The following is a 311-nucleotide window of genomic DNA, read 5'->3' as shown; positions in this document are numbered from 1 at the left end:
AACGGCGCGTAGGCCCTGGAGAAATCGATGACTTTTTCTCGCTCGGGGTTCTTGCCCAGGCTGGAAATCACCAGGTCGACCTTGCCGGTGGTGAGAAACGGGATGCGGTTGGTGCTGTTGACCGGGGTCAGCTCCAGCTTGACCTTGAGCTGGTCGGCCACCAGCTTGGCGGTATCAATGTCCAGGCCGCGAGGCTTCATATCGGGGCCGACCGAGCCGAAGGGGGGGAAATCCTGGGGTACGGCGACCTTGAGGGTACCGCGGGCAATGATATCGTCCAGACCGTTGGCCTGGGCGGGTGCCTGGCCCAG

Annotated in this window: 1 protein-coding gene; it reads right to left on the bottom strand. The window is 63.0% G+C overall.

The genetic code is table 11. The features are described 5' to 3' along the window. The coding region (locus SB765_RS28765; RefSeq protein WP_410932376.1) for a transporter substrate-binding domain-containing protein at positions 1-311 on the bottom strand (311 nt) is incomplete at both ends.

It is taken from the genome of Pseudomonas sp. SIMBA_067, assembly GCF_046534675.1.
GTDB lineage: Bacteria > Pseudomonadota > Gammaproteobacteria > Pseudomonadales > Pseudomonadaceae > Aquipseudomonas > Aquipseudomonas putida.
The sequence above is the reverse complement of the archived record's forward strand: the minus strand, read 5'-3'. Positions and strand labels throughout refer to the sequence as shown.